Source organism: Psychrobacter piechaudii, from assembly GCF_900162825.1.
GTDB lineage: Bacteria > Pseudomonadota > Gammaproteobacteria > Pseudomonadales > Moraxellaceae > Psychrobacter > Psychrobacter piechaudii.
In genome coordinates, this window is sequence record NZ_FUGE01000065.1 from 1 (window position 1) to 13293 (window position 13293).

General features: G+C 43.1%; 10 protein-coding genes and 1 pseudogene. 7 read left to right on the forward strand and 4 right to left on the reverse strand.

Going from position 1 to position 13293, the window contains the following annotated elements; genetic code table 11:
* A pseudogene (locus A1019T_RS13530) lies at positions 1-88 on the forward strand (RNA-guided endonuclease TnpB family protein); the annotation flags it as partial.
* A gap of 94 nt (positions 89-182) precedes the next feature.
* Here A1019T_RS13530 and A1019T_RS02365 read toward each other — a convergent pair.
* Positions 183-1697: a M16 family metallopeptidase gene (locus A1019T_RS02365; RefSeq protein WP_077450252.1), complete on the reverse strand. Its 1515-nt coding sequence runs from the start codon at positions 1695-1697 to the stop codon at positions 183-185.
* Positions 1698-1788: 91 nt separating this feature from the next.
* Complete coding sequence (locus A1019T_RS02370; protein WP_077450253.1) at positions 1789-3306, reverse strand: M16 family metallopeptidase; 1518 nt, start codon at positions 3304-3306, stop codon at positions 1789-1791.
* 498 nt (positions 3307-3804) lie between these two features.
* On the opposite strand from A1019T_RS02370, the gene mnmG reads away from it, so the two are divergent.
* The 4 genes from mnmG to A1019T_RS02390 all read left to right on the forward strand — a co-directional run bounded on the left by mnmG (position 3805) and on the right by A1019T_RS02390 (position 7636).
* Positions 3805-5700 carry a tRNA uridine-5-carboxymethylaminomethyl(34) synthesis enzyme MnmG gene (gene mnmG / locus A1019T_RS02375; RefSeq protein ID WP_083720029.1) on the forward strand — a complete coding sequence of 632 codons (1896 nt, stop codon included), beginning with the start codon at positions 3805-3807 and terminating at the stop codon, positions 5698-5700.
* Positions 5701-5800: 100 nt separating this feature from the next.
* The gene (locus A1019T_RS02380) at positions 5801-6790 is read left to right on the forward strand and encodes an AEC family transporter (protein ID WP_077450255.1); all 990 of its coding nucleotides are present in this window, start codon (positions 5801-5803) and stop codon (positions 6788-6790) included.
* Positions 6791-6872: 82 nt separating this feature from the next.
* Positions 6873-7220, forward strand: coding sequence for a hypothetical protein (locus A1019T_RS02385; RefSeq protein ID WP_077450256.1), 348 nt, complete (start codon positions 6873-6875; stop codon positions 7218-7220).
* Positions 7221-7378: 158 nt separating this feature from the next.
* Positions 7379-7636, forward strand: coding sequence for a hypothetical protein (locus tag A1019T_RS02390; RefSeq protein WP_244156503.1), 258 nt, complete (start codon positions 7379-7381; stop codon positions 7634-7636).
* 238 nt (positions 7637-7874) lie between these two features.
* Here A1019T_RS02390 and A1019T_RS02395 read toward each other — a convergent pair whose 3' ends face one another.
* Together A1019T_RS02395 and A1019T_RS02400 are read right to left on the reverse strand one after the other, a co-directional pair.
* Entirely contained in the window at positions 7875-8876 is a 1002-nt protein-coding gene (locus A1019T_RS02395) for an LLM class flavin-dependent oxidoreductase (protein ID WP_077450257.1), read from the reverse strand.
* 269 nt (positions 8877-9145) lie between these two features.
* The gene (locus tag A1019T_RS02400) at positions 9146-10075 is read right to left on the reverse strand and encodes a LysR substrate-binding domain-containing protein (protein WP_077450258.1); all 930 of its coding nucleotides are present in this window, start codon (positions 10073-10075) and stop codon (positions 9146-9148) included.
* A 279-nt stretch (positions 10076-10354) separates the two neighbouring features.
* On the opposite strand from A1019T_RS02400, the gene A1019T_RS02405 reads away from it, so the two are divergent.
* Both A1019T_RS02405 and prmC read left to right on the forward strand, forming a co-directional pair.
* Entirely contained in the window at positions 10355-12232 is a 1878-nt protein-coding gene (locus tag A1019T_RS02405) for an AmpG family muropeptide MFS transporter (RefSeq protein WP_077450259.1), read from the forward strand.
* Positions 12233-12261: 29 nt separating this feature from the next.
* The gene (prmC, locus tag A1019T_RS02410; RefSeq protein WP_077450260.1) at positions 12262-13152 is read left to right on the forward strand and encodes a peptide chain release factor N(5)-glutamine methyltransferase; all 891 of its coding nucleotides are present in this window, start codon (positions 12262-12264) and stop codon (positions 13150-13152) included.
* Positions 13153-13293: the final 141 nt, after the last annotated feature.

Below are 13293 nucleotides of genomic sequence, written 5' to 3' on the forward strand. Positions count from 1 at the left end.
CACATGGCATGATAGAGATATCAATGCTGCTAAGAACATCCTTGCGGTCGGGCTTGACCGTCTAGCTGTAGGAATCCCCTCGGTTTAGCGAGGGGAGGAAGTCAAGTCTTAAGCTTGAAAGCCAATAGGTTATGAGGCTGGCGCATTGTTCACGTGCTTTTAAAGCCTGAAATCTATTGCTATTATTTCAGTTTATTAAGCTCAGAGTTTTTAGCAATATCAGGTTTGCCGACGGTAACTATAATAAACTTATCTGGTGTTAACGTCTCTTGCAGCGCTGCATTGACTTGTTTTACACTGCTGTTCTCAACACGGTCGATATAATTGGTGAGGTAGCTGTCGGGTAGCTTGTTGAAGTTGAGCGCACCTAGCATCCCATTAATGCCAGCATTACTAGAAAAGCCCATCGGATAACTATTGATTAAGCTTTCTTGAGTCAATTTGAACTCATCGGCAGTGACCCCTTGTTTTAAAGTCTCTTCTACGGTTTGCAAAGTGGCTTTAATCGCCTCATCTGCTTTTTCGTTACGGGTAGAGAAATTGATAGTATAAGGACCGGGGACTTGCATGGCTGTCATACTGCCATAAATGCCATAGGTGTAACCCATCTCTTTACGAATTTTACCCATCAAGCGTGAGTTAAAGCCACTACCTGCCAAGATTTCATTGCCAATACTAAAGTCGCTCCGGCGCTGAAGCTGTGTAGGATCGACACTAACGCTATGACCTTGTTGACCGATAACTACTGAGGTTTGGTCGCTGTCGTAATCTACATGGACCCATTTTCTGCTTTTAATGGGAGTCGGTTGGGGCAGTTTAGGAGCAGGCTTACCCTGATTTAGCTGTCGGGTTATGGTCTCAGCCGCTTGTTTGGCTTGCTCTAAGGTTAAGTCACCGGTGAGACTTAAACTGGCGTTTTGGGCCACCAGATAAGTATCATGGAAACGCTGTAAATCCTTAATCTCAATATTTGGAATACTATCTATGGTGCCATAAGAGGAGTGGGCATAGGGATGAGAGCCGTACAGCGTTTTATTAAAGGTAATATTGGCAAGATAAGAGGGGTTTTGCATCATCTGCTTTAGCCCTAAAATTTGCTGAGCCTTGCTACGCTCTAAAACTTTTGCCTCATATCTAGGCTCATTTAGCACTTCACTTAACAGCTTTAAAGCGGGGTCTAGCTTGTCACTTTCAGACAAGCTGCGAAGATTAATCACAAACTGATCTTTATAAGCGGCACTGCCAAGCTCAATACCCAATTGCTCGGTGGCTTCTGCAAAGGCAGTCTCATCTAATTGCTTGGTGCCTTTGGTCAATAGGTCTGCCACCATGCTGGCAAGACCAAAACCGTCTTTACGAATGCTTTCATCACGAGCACTGCCAGCGTTAAATCTTAAGTCAACATCAACAATAGGCAACTGATTGGTTTGGAAGAAAATGACCGGAACCCCATTGCTGGTGGTAAAGTGCTGAAATTTAGGAATAGAGAAGTCTAATTTTTTCTCATTTTTTAAGCTAGATAGATTATCAAGCGCCTTGATAGGCTGGGTAATATCAACGTCTTTGGTAGCATGCTCACCACTGGGCAAGTCAGGTGCAGCCTGGGCACTAAGCGTAGTTAATCCCACTGAAAAAATGAGAGAGCTGGCCACAATAAGCGGCTTAAGAGAGTAAGAGGGGCGTAAGTGTGAGTTCATATCAAATCCGTATTTGAGTGTTATAGCTTTTAATTTTAATAGCTGTCTTTTAAGTTTATGGCTGCAATAAATAAAGATTAGGGGAGTGGCTTTATTTATTAGTCGATTTTGAAGCAGTAACTGGCTCTACATACATCACGGTTAGGTTGTCTTTTACCAAGTATTTATTGGCCGCTTCATTGATGTCTTTACTACTGACTTTTGCCACCTCTTTAGGAAGAGTATGAATTAGGCGATCGTCTAAACCACGAGATTGAAGATTACCAATCATATAGGCTTGACCTGCCATACTGTCTTGGGCGAAAACGAAACCTTTTACAGCATTGTTACGGGCACGCTCCAGCTCTTTTTCACTGATGGTTTCAGTTTTAAATTTATCTACTTGCTCTAAAATGGCCTGCTGTGCTTGAGCCAAAGTTACCCCTTCACGAGGTGTAGCTTGAATCATAAATAAGCCGTCACCACGCTCGTATGAATCGTAGTAAGAAACTACTGATGCCAATAACCCTTGCTCACGAACCAGGCTCTTCTCAAAACGGGCTGCATAACCGCCATCCATAATGAACTGCATCATGAGTAGGTCATAAACTTCTTTTTTAGGAAGATCAGTTGCCATAGCACTATGTAAAGTGGGCACGTTAAAAGCCATAAGTAAGGTCGGCACGTTGACCGTTTCTTTTATGGTTTGTTGTTGATAACCACGCCAGCCTTTTTGCAGTACTGACGGACGTTCAGGAATTTGCTTACTGGGGATAGCGCCAAAATATTGTTCAACTTTTTTTAGGGTTTGTTGCGGGTCAACATCGCCCACGATTACCAGGGTGGCATTATTTGGGGCATACCAAGTTTTGTACCATTGTTCTAAATCTTCAATATTGGTGTTAGCAATTTCCTGCATAGGACCAATAATCGACTCACCTTTAGGACTATCAGGTAACACCAATTTTCGGAACTTCTCAAAAGCTCTGGCCAGTGGATTATCATCGGTACGTTGGCGACGCTCTTCCATTACCACGTTGCGTTCTTGCTCAAATTCTTGGACGAACTCATCACTATCAAAGCGTAAGTTGGTCATACGGTCAGCTTCTAATTCTAAAGCCAAATCCAAACGGTTTACAAGGAACATTTCATAATAGCCAGTGTAGTCGTAGCTGGTAAAAGCATTATGCTCACCGCCAAACTTGGCAATCAGTCTATCAAAATCAGCCCCGGAGACTTTTTCAGTCCCCTTAAACATCATGTGTTCTAATAAATGGGAAATACCACCTTTGTCCTCCGGCTCATCTGTCGATCCTACGGAATACCAAATTTGGGTCATAGCCACTGGGGCCCTGTGGTCCTCTTTGATAATAACCTTTAGCCCATTGTCCAATTTATACTCATGACGGCTGCCATCGGCTGGATACTGCGTATTCTCATTATTAGCAACCGTATGACTGACAGCAGATTTGTTTGAGGAAGCACTAGAGTCATAAGGCATGCTGTTACAAGCTGTTAGGGCCGTTGCAGTGATGCTAGCCAATAATAAGGTTTTAATTGCGCTACTAGCAGGGTTATTAGTAGGGGAGTTAGCAAGGGAATTAGAGTTTGTTGTTATAAAGGGTTTCATGCAGTCCTCAGGATATCAGTGATAAAAATGATAAGGATAAAAAATAATAAGTAGTAAGTGCTAAAAAGGGTACGCAGAGTCAAAATAACCAGTTCTAAAAAATAGCATTAAGTAGATACAGGTCAATAAATAAACAAATAAGTAAATACAGATACGAGGCTAAGCGTACCGCTAATATTGATTAGGTTATAGACCTTCAATGTGAAATTTTATTACCCATTATTTCAAGTTCTAATGAGGTTACGCAACTTTTCTGCCAGGGAGGCTGTAAATAGATAAGCTTGACTAGGTTCAATAGGTAATTTTATTAATCAATCGGCGCTTATAACCTTAATAATTATAAGGGTTTATTGATGAAATATTGACTACAGAAGGATAGCGAATTTTGTTATAATTATCTGTTACTCTACTTTTGAGTGACTATCCCATTCAGTAATTGCTGAAAACAGCAGGCGAGGCGTCTTTATGTCATCAACTACCCCATCAAATACCTCTGGTATTACTTATCCTAAATCGTATGACGTTATTGTCATCGGTGGCGGGCATGCCGGTACCGAAGCAGCACTAGCGGCAGCGCGTATGGGCGCACAGACGTTATTGTTGACACACAATATTGAAACCTTAGGCCAGATGAGCTGTAACCCTGCCATTGGGGGAATTGGTAAGTCGCATTTGGTCCGTGAGATTGATGCCTTAGGTGGTGCTATGGCCTTGGCTACCGATAAAGCGGGCATTCAGTTTCGAGTATTAAACAGTCGTAAAGGCGCAGCAGTACGAGCCACTCGCGCGCAGGCTGACCGTATTTTATATAAAGCGGCCATTCGTCATACGCTAGAAAATCAGCCTAACTTGGACTTATTCCAACAAGGTGCGGATGACATCTTGGTGGAAAACGGCAAAGCTTGTGCTGTGGTGACCTCAACTGGCATTATTTTCCGCACCAAGACCGTGGTCCTAACCTCAGGTACCTTCCTAGGCGGCGTGATTCACATTGGTTTAGATAATTCAAAAGGGGGGCGTGCCGGTGACCAGCCTTCTATTAAGTTGGCTGAGCGTTTACGTGAATTAAAACTGCCGGTGGGCCGTCTAAAAACAGGAACGCCCGCGCGAATTGATGCTAGAACAGTAAACTTTTGTGTAATGAAAGAGCAGCCAGGCGATACCCCGCTGCCGGTGATGAGCTTTATGGGCGATGTATCTATGCACCCCGAGCAAGTTAATTGCTTCATCACTTATACCAATGAGAAAACTCACGATATTATTCGTAGAAACTTGGACCGCTCGCCTTTATTCTCAGGCAATATTGAAGGGGTAGGGCCACGCTATTGTCCGTCAATTGAAGACAAAATCCACCGCTTCGCTGATAAAGACAGCCATCAGATTTTCATCGAGCCAGAAGGGTTGACCACCCATGAATTGTATCCCAATGGGATTTCTACCAGTTTACCCTTTGATGTACAGTTAGAATTTATTCGTACCATGGCGGGTCTAGAGAACGCTCATATTATCCGTCCGGGTTATGCCATTGAGTATGATTACTTTAACCCCCAAAGCCTAAAACCAACTTTAGAAACCAAGTCTATTGATAGCCTATATTTCGCCGGTCAAATTAACGGTACCACAGGTTATGAAGAGGCTGGGGTGCAAGGGCTGTTAGCGGGTGTGAACGCCGCTTTATCTACCCAAGATAACCCAGTGATGGACAGCTGGACGCCACGCCGTGACCAAGCTTATTTGGGTGTGTTGGTAGATGACCTAATTACCCATGGTACCAAAGAGCCATACCGTATGTTCACCAGCCGTGCTGAATATCGCCTATTATTGCGTGAAGACAATGCCGATCAACGCTTGACTGAAATTGGCCGTACCTTAGGCCTAGTCGATGATGCCCGCTGGGAGGCTTATCAAAATAAAATGGAGTCGGTTGCTACTGAATCAGGTCGTCTAAAAGAGTTGTGGGCCACACCAAATAATGAGCTGGGTAAAAAATTCTCTGAACGTACTGGTGAAAGCTTATCAAAAGAGTCGACCGCTTATGATTTGTTAAAACGTCCTAATGTAGGCTTTGAGGATATTGCAGCGATAACGGGCGCGGATGTGGCAGCAGATGTCGGTGAGCAGATTGAAATCTCAGTGAAATATGCAGGCTATATCAATCGTCAACAAGAAGACATTGATCAAATGAAGCGTTTAGAAAATACGCAGCTGCCAATGGACTTTGACTACAGTGTGGTGTCAGGGTTGTCTAATGAAATTGTCCAAAAGCTACAAGAGATTCGTCCTGCTACCTTAGCTCAAGCCAGTCGCATCAGTGGGGTAACTCCAGCCGCCATACAGCTTCTAGGCATGACGTTAAAAAAACAGAAAAAAGCGAAGGCGACTTTAGACAGCTAAGCTGTAAACTAAGCTGATTCTAAACTAAGCGGACTTAGTAATGATTGCTAACCTGACAGCCTAAGGCGATAGCACCGCCCCAAATCCAGATGAGATAGCAATGATTGATGCCATTCTTTTTGCTCTAAATATTGTACTGCCCAACCTCGTGCTTATGGGGTTGGGTTTTTTTATGCGAAAAAAAGGACAGATCAGTAAGGCGTTTATTGATCAGGCCTCTAAACTAGTATTTAACTATGCTTTGCCCTGTTTACTTTTTTTTAGTGTTATTGAAAGTCAGGTCAACTTCAGAGAACAATTGAATCTGCTGGGTGCTGGATTTGCAGTGACCCTGCTGCTCTACTTCGGTGCAGAGCTATACGCCAAGCTTTTTATTGCAAGACCTGAAGATAAAGGGGTCTTTGTCCAAGGCGTCTTTCGCAGTAATATGGCCATTATTGGTCTAGCGACTGTTGCTAATGCCTACGGGGCAGAGGGGCTAAGTATTGGCGCGGTCTATATGGGCGTTATTACTTTGGTATTTAACATTTTGGCAGTGATTACTTTAAGTCGTACCGCCATAAGTCCAGATGCCGATCAAAAACAGATTGCAAGGCGTGAAAGTTACGCTATGATGTTAACTAAGAAGTTATTCACCAATCCTTTGATTCTCTCCTTGATTGCAGCATTTGGTTTCAAATTGCTTGCTTCGACGTTGGCCTTGCCAGCGCTCCCCAATGTCATTACCCAAACCGGGACTTTGCTCTCAGCACTGTCTTTGCCACTGGCATTAATTTGTGCCGGTGCCACCATCGATGTACGCTCTATGCTGACCTTATCAGGCTTATCCATGCAGGCCAGTATAGGACGCATTCTGATTGCACCTATAGTAGCCGTGGTAGTCGGACTGGCCTTTGGTTTAACTGGGGTGCATATGGGCGTGCTGTTCCTAATGGTGGCCTCTCCAACAGCCGCAGCCAGTTATGTGATGGCCAAAGCAATGGGCGGTAACGATGTATTAGCGGCCAATATCTTAGCGTTTACCACAGTGGTGTCTTTATTTGGTATGGCGATAGGAGCAGCAGCCTTGAGAGCGCTAGGCTGGATGTAGGCTCCTATCAAACTGTCTTTGTTAAAAATGTATTTAGGGTAAAAGACGTACTTTTCAAATCCAAAAAGGTAATATCTAAATTATGTCAAAAAAAAGCTGCATTCAGCTGTGTTGCGCCAGTATTGCCTCGTTAGCATGTTTAAATGCTCAGGCCATGCCAACCAGTGAGGTGATATTTGAAAAGGGCAGTAATTGTGGTCACTATCAGGGGGATTTAACCTCAGGTGAGCTGTTTTCATTAGAAATGAGTGCCGAGCAAGAGCTGGTGATTAGTACAGATGGTCATGTACAGACGGTCACAGATAATAAGGGGCAAGTCTTGGAGGATAAGGGTGGCGCTAATTATCGCTATAATGCTATCCGTACCGGTACCCATATTATCAAGATGGTGGGCCGAGTCGATAGTGCGGTCGAATTCTGTGTTTATTAGGGTTTAATAGTGTTTAATGATGATATGTTGATATTTAAATCTCTCTAATGGTTCAATCATATTGTAAGCCGGTGAATACAGTGATATATTGATTTGAGAAGGTGGTTTATTTACCACGCCTTTAATCGCTATTTAGTCTATTACACTGAGGATTCGTTATGAAATCTAAAGTTATAAAAGCCGGTCTTGTTGGTGTGATAATGTCCCTTTCTTTGACCGCACAAGCGTTACCCACGAGCCAAGTAGTGTTCGCAAAAGGCAGCTACTGCGGCAGTTATACCGGTGACCTCAGTAAAGGACGGGTATTTAAAATCTGGCTAGGTTACAATCAAGAACTGGTTATTAATACGGATGGCCATGTACAATCAGTAAGAGATAGTAAAGGCAGACGACTGGCCGATCATGGTGACTATTGATTATAGGTATTATATTCGCTCAAAAGGCGAACATCGAATTACGATGGTAGGCTCAGGATTTAGTACTGCTGAATTTTGTGCGTATTAAATTTAAATTTATCGGCCAATTACTCATTAATAAATCACTTAACTGTCTGTCAACAAGACATTCGATAAAAAAAGCCGATATCAATTGATATCGGCTTTTTTGTATCTTCAGCTTTAAAATTATAAATTTAAAAGCTGGGTGCAATAATACTTAGGGTTGTAGATCAAATACGCCCAGCTCAGGCACCAACTCAAGAGAACGCAAACGGGCCTGTTGGTCATAAATATTAGCGGTAACCATCAACTCATCAGGCTTATGCTCTTCAATAAAGTGCTCTAATAGAGGACGGACGCGTCCGACACTACCAACGAATGAAACTGCTAACGCATCTTCAACCATAGCTTGCTCTGGTGCATTCCAGATACCTTCCATAGTTTCTACAGGAGCAGGTACCTGTCCTCGACCACCACGACGTAAACGAACGAAGCTCTGCTGCGCAGAGGTAAAGTGATAGCGGGCGGTTTGTTCATCGTCAGCCAATAACATATTCGCGGCTAACATCACATAAGGCTTGTCCAAGTATTGTGAAGGCTCAAAGTTCTCACGATAAGTGGCAATAGCCTGAGTCATCATACGTGGCGCAAAATGCGAGGCAAAAGAATACGGTAGACCTAGTTTCGCCGCTAAGGTTGCGCCAAATAATGAAGAGCCTAGAATCCAAATAGGTACATTACTGTGAGCCCCTGGGAAAGCTTGAACCGGACTATTGTCTGAATCTTTGCCTAGGAAAAACATAAGCTCCTGTACATCCTGCGGGAAGCGATCAGCATCATGCATCTGACGGCGCAGCGCTCTAAAGGTAGCACCATCGGTACCGGGTGCACGACCCAAACCTAAATCAATACGGTCACCATACAAAGCCTGCAAGGTACCAAATTGTTCAGCAATCACCAAAGGCGCATGGTTAGGTAGCATTACGCCCCCTGAGCCGATACGGATTTTATGGGTCTTAGCACCGATATGCGATAGCAATACTGAAGTTGCGGCACTGGCGATACCTGGCATATTGTGATGCTCAGCCATCCAGAAGCGATTCATACCGATGGCTTCCGCTTTTTGGGCCATATCAACGGTATAGGCCACACCTTGTGCGGTGGTTTGACCTTCTGGAACTGGGGCTAAGTCTAAAAAAGATAAAGGAATTGCAGTCATAGGTAATCCATTAGCAGAGTTAATAAAGCCTTAATGGGTATCAAAAAGACTCATCAGCTGCTTAGTTAATTAAAATATTATTTGTTTTGTGTTACCTATTGATATGTGACTTATCTGCATGAGTTTCAAGTAAACCGGTTGAATATTAATAAATCATAACAATCGGATAAAAAAAGGGCTATCTGATAAATTAAGAGTCAAAAGCAAAAAAGGTGCCAATGGGCACCTTTCTGAGTAAGTTGAATAATATTTTATTTCTAATTTTAGGTCTAGTTGCCGAATTGTTGTTGGCAAAGTTTAATAAAGGCTTTCCCAAAGTGACGAATTTCAGCATCATCACGCACTGCAATCCAACTGGTAAAGCGGCCGAAATGATCGACAGGTATGGCAGTTAGGTTCTGGTAGTGACCCTGTTCAAAGGCCATTTCGGCAATAATACCCACGCCCAGACCAGCACCAACATAAGTGCTAATTACATCCGCATCCAATGCTGCCAATACGATTTCAGGCTCTAACCCCGCTTCGTGGAAGGTCTGGTCAATAGCGCCACGACCAGTGAATCCGCCGTGATAAGTGACCAAAGGATAACTGGCTAGGGTAGGTAAATCGATAGTTTCAAGCTCAGCCAATTCATGGTCTTTAGGTACAATGACTCGGTGCGACCAATCATAATAACGGTAGCAGCGTAGATAAGAGTTTTGTAATAAAGCTTCGGTCGCAATACCAATATCGGCTTGTCCACGGATGACCATATTGGCAATGGTCTGTGGGTCTGCTTGTTGTAGTACCAGCTGCACTTTAGGATATTGTTCTTTGAATTTCTTAATTATGTCAGGTAGCACATAGCGCGCCTGAGTATGCGTGGTCGCTAGGGTCAAGGTGCCGGTATGTGGGTTGTTGTAATCGAGGCTAATATTTTCGATGGTCCGAATTTCAGTAAAAATAGACTCAATATGCGGTAGCAGTGCTTCGCCCACGGGGGTTAAACCAGTAAGACGTTTGCCCTGACGCACGAAGACTTCGGCTTTGAGTTGGTTTTCTAGTGCGGAGATATGTTTGGATAAGCTTGATTGGCTGGTATGCAATACTTGAGCGGCTTGGCTTAGATTGTAGCCATTAATCACAGTATGCCAAACGGTCTCTAACTGCTTAAGTTGAATTTGTAAATGTCTTTGGTTAACGACGACATCAATTGCCATAAATATATCCTGTGTCACTTTTGCTCAATATCTACTAAATAATATAGGCTTACCTAAAATATAAGCTTATTATCAAGCAGGAAGAGGGGTGATAAGCGGGTCGAGATCAATAGATCGGACGAGTTATCCAAACATTATACCGTTATTTAGTGAGATATCACTATTTTCAACAGTAATGCAAACTTAGTGAATGGTATGCTTGATACGATACCGCTAGTCAAGTGCTTCATTCTAAAGTAACATAACGGTTTTTACGATATTTTTAACGATAGGTCTACTATGTCTGTATCGACCCCAACTGATCAAAATAGCTCAAAATCTGAGCTAATTGCCCCTCCCAAAAAATCATGGTCTGACGCGGCCAAAGCTTATTTGGACTCTCGTGTCATAATCATGTTGTTTTTGGGCTTCTCGGCCGGTATTCCGATTCTATTGATTTTCTCAAGCTTATCGTTGTGGTTACGAGAAGCGGGTATCGATAGAAGCGTGGTAACCATGTTTAGTTGGGCAGCCTTGGGCTATTCTTTCAAATTCATTTGGGCTCCTTTAATTGATGCTTTGCCTGTGCCATTTTTGACCAAATGGTTAGGACGACGTCGTGGCTGGATGGTCGTGTCTCAGCTATTAGTGATATTGGCCATTGTATTAATGGCTCGAGTCAATCCCATTGAAGAGCATGTCTTAGTTTATATGGCGGCAGCGGCAGTGCTGTTGGGTTTCTCTTCAGCCACTCAAGATATTGTTATTGATGCTTATCGTATTGAGCTGGCCCCGCCTGCTATGCAGTCTATCCTGTCTTCGATCTATGTATCAGGATATCGCATTGGTATGATTGTTGCCGGTGCCGGCGCGCTCTATTTGGCAGATTATTTTGGCTCTACAGAGACCTTGTATAGTTATGAAGCGTGGCGTAATACTTATTACATCATGGCAGCGGTTATGACCTTAGGCTTGCTGACAACCTTTGCCAGTTATGAGCCGACCGCTGAAACTCTACAAAAAAATAAGCAGCAGTTAAATCTAAAAGTCTTCTTGAGTTACTCAGCTTTATTGTTAGTCCCTGGATTGCTATTTGGCCTTATTTATCTCATTAATATTGTGGTAAATGAGATCTTTAATTCTGCGGTTGAATTGATTCCTTTGGCGTGGCTACCTGGCATTAAGCTATATTTCATGGTGTTAATTGCTGCAGCGCCTGTGCTACTGCTATTTTTTATCATTAACCAATCGAAGATTATTAATAAAGCGCCTTTAGTGGCGGAAACTCGAAGTGATTATGTGCGCCTAGTGCTGTTGTTTGTGGCCGCTGTTTTCTCCTTCATTGCGTGCTACGTACTAATGGGCAAAGTGTTACCAGAAACCGAAGCGGTGTTTATCGGATTCATATTAGAAACCTTGCATCTATTGACCAGTTTAGCTGCAGCAGTAGCTGCAGGATATGTTTTAGTCCAAGTGGGATTGGTGCGTAAAGAAGTGGCCATGGCGACTTGGATTGACCCTATCCTCGATTTTTTCCGCCGCTATGGCAAAAAAGCCTTGTTGTTGTTGGCCTTAATCGGTTTATACCGCATTTCAGACATTGTGGCGGGAGTTATCTCCAACGTCTTCTATCAAGATATGGGCTTCAGTAAAACTGATATTGCCAACGCCGTGAAGCTTGTGGGCGTTATCATGAGTATCGGTGGTGGCTTCTTAGGCGGCTTGCTGGCTCAGCGTTTCCGTATTATGCAAGCGATGATGGTGGGGGCAATCTTGGCCAGTGCCACCAACTTGCTGTTTGTTATTTTGACCTACAATCCAGGCAACTTGCCCATAATGTATATGGCCGTTATCTTTGATAACTTGGCGGCAGGTCTTGCCAGTGCCGTATTTATTGCCTTCTTATCAGCACTAACTTCTATTAGATTTACTGCGGTACAGTATGCTATTTTCTCCTCACTTATGACCTTGATGCCAAAAGTGTTAGGCGGTTATTCTGGAACCATCGTAGATAATATGGGCTATCCGTTCTTCTTTATCTTCACCTTTGCTATTGGACTACCGATTTTGTACCTAATTTATGTGGTCGATAAAAAGATTGTCATTGGTGAAAATGATGATCCAGTGGCTGATTTAACGGACTCAAGTCCTAGCAGCACAGCTAAAGATAAGAGGTGAATAAAGATAACAATAAAGACGATACTTAAATGACTAATCTAAGTTTACGCCCGTCAATAACTGCCTTAAAAAAGGCCAACTATTCGAACGTTCCCAGCCACTGGGTAACAGATTGGTTGTTGTATGTATTGCAAAAGTCAGCGTCGTTTTTGATTACCGATGGTGATTATCAGTTAACTGAGTCTGAACAAATACAGTTTGAGACTGGTATTGCTCAGATGCAATCTGGTACACCACTGGCTTATCTGACCGGTAAGCAAGCCTTTTGGTCGCTAGAGTTTGAGGTCAATGAACATACCTTGATACCCAGACCTGATACGGAAGTTTTGGTGGAACGGGTATTGGGCTGGATTGATAATCATGTTCAGAGTGATGATAGAAATAATTCATCTAAACGATTGTTAGATTTGGGCACGGGTTCAGGCTGTATTGCCATCAGCTTAGCGCATGAGTTACAAATCTTAGCCCCCAACCGCTGGCAAGTCACTGCCATTGATTACTCCCAGCCTGCCTTAGAGGTGGCAAAGCGCAATGCTAATTTAAATGACGTGAGTCATATTGAGTTTAAGCAAAGTGATTGGTTTTCAGTATTAAAGGATTCTGAAGCTACTGAAAGACCACTATTCGATGTTATCGTCTCTAACCCGCCTTATATCGTCAATAATGATCAACACCTCGATAAGCTTAAAGCTGAGCCACTATCAGCCTTAGTTGCACCAGACAATGGGTTAGGGGATATCAAGCAGATAGCCGATCAAGCTAGGGATTATCTAATCCATGGCGGCTTATTAGCGGTTGAGCATGGCTATGATCAAGGTGAATTAGTACGTCAAATATTTATTGATTTTGGCTACGATCAAGTGGAGACCATAAAAGATTATGGGGGTAATGATCGAGTGACTTGGGGTGTTTATGGCTAAGCTGTTTATTGATAAGTTAAATTGCTATATCTCACTGCATATAGCCAAGAAAAGGCTAAATAATTGAGTCTACATTAAACCCAGAACAAAAAGCCCCGCTAGATTACCTAGCGGGGCTTTTATTTTTAAATATTAGAACAA

Coding starts and splice junctions, on each gene's coding strand:
- A1019T_RS02385 (WP_077450256.1), top strand. CDS start 6,873: ATGTCAAAAAAAAGCTGCATTCAGCTGTGTTGCGCCAGTATTGCCTCG.
- A1019T_RS02400 (WP_077450258.1), bottom strand. CDS start 10,075: ATGGCAATTGATGTCGTCGTTAACCAAAGACATTTACAAATTCAACTT.
- A1019T_RS02405 (WP_077450259.1), top strand. CDS start 10,355: ATGTCTGTATCGACCCCAACTGATCAAAATAGCTCAAAATCTGAGCTA.
- A1019T_RS02370 (WP_077450253.1), bottom strand. CDS start 3,306: ATGAAACCCTTTATAACAACAAACTCTAATTCCCTTGCTAACTCCCCT.
- A1019T_RS02380 (WP_077450255.1), top strand. CDS start 5,801: ATGATTGATGCCATTCTTTTTGCTCTAAATATTGTACTGCCCAACCTC.
- A1019T_RS02395 (WP_077450257.1), bottom strand. CDS start 8,876: ATGACTGCAATTCCTTTATCTTTTTTAGACTTAGCCCCAGTTCCAGAA.
- A1019T_RS02365 (WP_077450252.1), bottom strand. CDS start 1,697: ATGAACTCACACTTACGCCCCTCTTACTCTCTTAAGCCGCTTATTGTG.
- prmC (WP_077450260.1), top strand. CDS start 12,262: ATGACTAATCTAAGTTTACGCCCGTCAATAACTGCCTTAAAAAAGGCC.
- A1019T_RS02390 (WP_244156503.1), top strand. CDS start 7,379: ATGAAATCTAAAGTTATAAAAGCCGGTCTTGTTGGTGTGATAATGTCC.